This window comes from Paraglaciecola chathamensis S18K6, assembly GCA_000314955.1.
In the GTDB taxonomy this organism is placed as follows: domain Bacteria; phylum Pseudomonadota; class Gammaproteobacteria; order Enterobacterales; family Alteromonadaceae; genus Paraglaciecola; species Paraglaciecola chathamensis.
In genome coordinates this window covers 1-2,928 of the sequence record BAEM01000052.1, presented here as the reverse complement: position 1 = coordinate 2,928, position 2,928 = coordinate 1, and the positions used below count along the sequence as shown (strand labels likewise).

The window sequence follows — 2,928 nt, the reverse complement described above, 5'->3', positions numbered from 1 at the left end:
GGGCGTTGTATGGTTAAGCCTCACGGGCAATTAGTACAGGTTAGCTTAACGCCTTGCAACGCTTCCACATCCTGCCTATCAACGTCGTAGTCTTCAACAACCCTTTAGGACAGTTAAACTGCCAGGGATGACTCATCTTGGGGCTCGCTTCCCGCTTAGATGCTTTCAGCGGTTATCGATTCCGAACGTAGCTACCGGGCAATGCTATTGGCATAACAACCCGAACACCAGCGGTTCGTCCACTCCGGTCCTCTCGTACTAGGAGCAGCTCCCCTCAATCATCCAACGCCCACACCAGATAGGGACCGAACTGTCTCACGACGTTCTAAACCCAGCTCGCGTACCACTTTAAATGGCGAACAGCCATACCCTTGGGACCGACTTCAGCCCCAGGATGTGATGAGCCGACATCGAGGTGCCAAACACCGCCGTCGATATGAACTCTTGGGCGGTATCAGCCTGTTATCCCCGGAGTACCTTTTATCCGTTGAGCGATGGCCCTTCCATACAGAACCACCGGATCACTATGACCTACTTTCGTACCTGCTCGACGTGTCTGTCTCGCAGTTAAGCTGGCTTATGCCATTGCACTAACCTCCTGATGTCCGACCAGGATTAGCCAACCTTCGTGCTCCTCCGTTACTCTTTGGGAGGAGACCGCCCCAGTCAAACTACCCACCAGGCACTGTCCGCATTCCCGATTAGGGAACAACGTTAGAACATCAAACGTACAAGGGTGGTATTTCAAGGTTGACTCCACGCAAACTGGCGTTCACGCTTCAAAGTCTCCCACCTATCCTACACATGTAGGGTCAATGTTCAGTGCCAAGCTATAGTAAAGGTTCACGGGGTCTTTCCGTCTAGGTGCGGGTACACAGCATCTTCACTGCGATTTCAATTTCACTGAGTCTCGGGTGGAGACAGCGTGGCCATGGTTACACCATTCGTGCAGGTCGGAACTTACCCGACAAGGAATTTCGCTACCTTAGGACCGTTATAGTTACGGCCGCCGTTTACCGGGGCTTCGATCAAGAGCTTCGCTTGCGCTAACCCCATCAATTAACCTTCCGGCACCGGGCAGGTGTCACACCGTATACGTCATCTTTCGATTTAGCACAGTGCTGTGTTTTTAATAAACAGTCCCAGCCACCTTTTCACTGCGGCCGCCATTCGCTTAGAGAGCAAGTCTCATCACAAACAGCGGCGTACCTTCTCCCGAAGTTACGGTACGATTTTGCCGAGTTCCTTCACCCGAGTTCTCTCAAGCGCCTTAGTATTCTCTACCTGACCACCTGTGTCGGTTTGGGGTACGGTTCGATATATCATAAGTTTAGAGGCTTTTCCTGGAAGCAGGGTATTTGCAACTTCAACTCCGTAGAGTCTCGTCTCGTGTCTCAGGCATGTAGAATCCCGGATTTACCTAAGATTCAACCCTACACACTTTCACATAGACAACCAACGCTATGCTTGCATAACCTTCTCCGTCCCCCCATCACTGATATACCAAGTACGGAAATATTAATCCGTTTCCCATCGACTACGCATTTCTGCCTCGCCTTAGGGGCCGACTTACCCTGCCCTGATTAGCATGGGACAGGAAACCTTGGTCTTCCGGCGTGCGGGTTTTTCACCCGCATTATCGTTACTCATGTCAGCATTCGCACTTGTGATATGTCCAGCAAACCTCTCAGTTCACCTTCAGCCACTTACACAACGCTCCCCTACCACGCATAGTAAACTATGCGTCCGCAGCTTCGGTATATTGCTTAGCCCCGTTACATCTTCCGCGCAGGCCGACTCGACTAGTGAGCTATTACGCTTTCTTTAAAGGGTGGCTGCTTCTAAGCCAACCTCCTAGCTGTCTTAGCCTTCCCACATCGTTTCCCACTTAGCAATAATTTTGGGACCTTAGCTGGCGGTCTGGGTTGTTTCCCTCTTCACGACGGACGTTAGCACCCGCCGTGTGTCTCCCGGATAGTACTCACTGGTATTCGGAGTTTGCAAAGGGTTGGTAAGTCGGGATGACCCCCTAGCCTTAACAGTGCTCTACCCCCAGTGGTATTCGTCCGAGGCGCTACCTAAATAGCTTTCGGGGAGAACCAGCTATCTCCCGGTTTGATTGGCCTTTCACCCCCAGCCACAAGTCATCCGCTAACTTTTCAACGTTAGTCGGTTCGGTCCTCCAGTTGATGTTACTCAACCTTCAACCTGCCCATGGCTAGATCACCGGGTTTCGGGTCTATACCTTGCAACTAAAACGCGCAGTTAACACTCGCTTTCGCTACGGCTCCCCTATTCGGTTAACCTTGCTACAAAATATAAGTCGCTGACCCATTATACAAAAGGTACGCAGTCACAGAACAAGTCTGCTCCCACTGCTTGTACGTATACGGTTTCAGGTTCTATTTCACTCCCCTCACAGGGGTTCTTTTCGCCTTTCCCTCACGGTACTAGTTCACTATCGGTCAGTTAGGAGTATTTAGCCTTGGAGGATGGTCCCCCCATATTCAGTCAAGATAACACGTGTCCCGACCTACTCGATTTCACTTAAAATTCGCGTTCGTGTACAGGGCTATCACCTTGTATCGCTGTGCTTTCCAGCACATTCCACTCGCTTGTAATTAGCTTAAGGGCTAATCCCCGTTCGCTCGCCGCTACTAGGGGAATCTCGGTTGATTTCTTTTCCTAAGGGTACTTAGATGTTTCAGTTCCCCTCGTTTGCCTCATAACGCTATGTATTCACGTTACAATACCGCCGAAGCGGTGGGTTTCCCCATTCGGATATTTGTGGATCAAAGCATTTTGTCGGCTCCCCACAACTTTTCGCAGACTTACACGTCCTTCATCGCCTCTAACTGCCTAGGCATCCACCGTATACGCTTAGTCACTTAACCATACAACCCCAAATAACCTTCAATATTTGACGTA

1 rRNA gene is annotated in these 2,928 nt (G+C 50.5%); it reads right to left on the bottom strand.

Annotated elements, in window-relative coordinates:
- Positions 1-9: 9 nt before the first annotated feature.
- A 23S ribosomal RNA gene (locus tag GCHA_RS18680) occupies positions 10-2,894 on the bottom strand.
- Between the last annotated feature and the right edge of the window lie 34 nt (positions 2,895-2,928).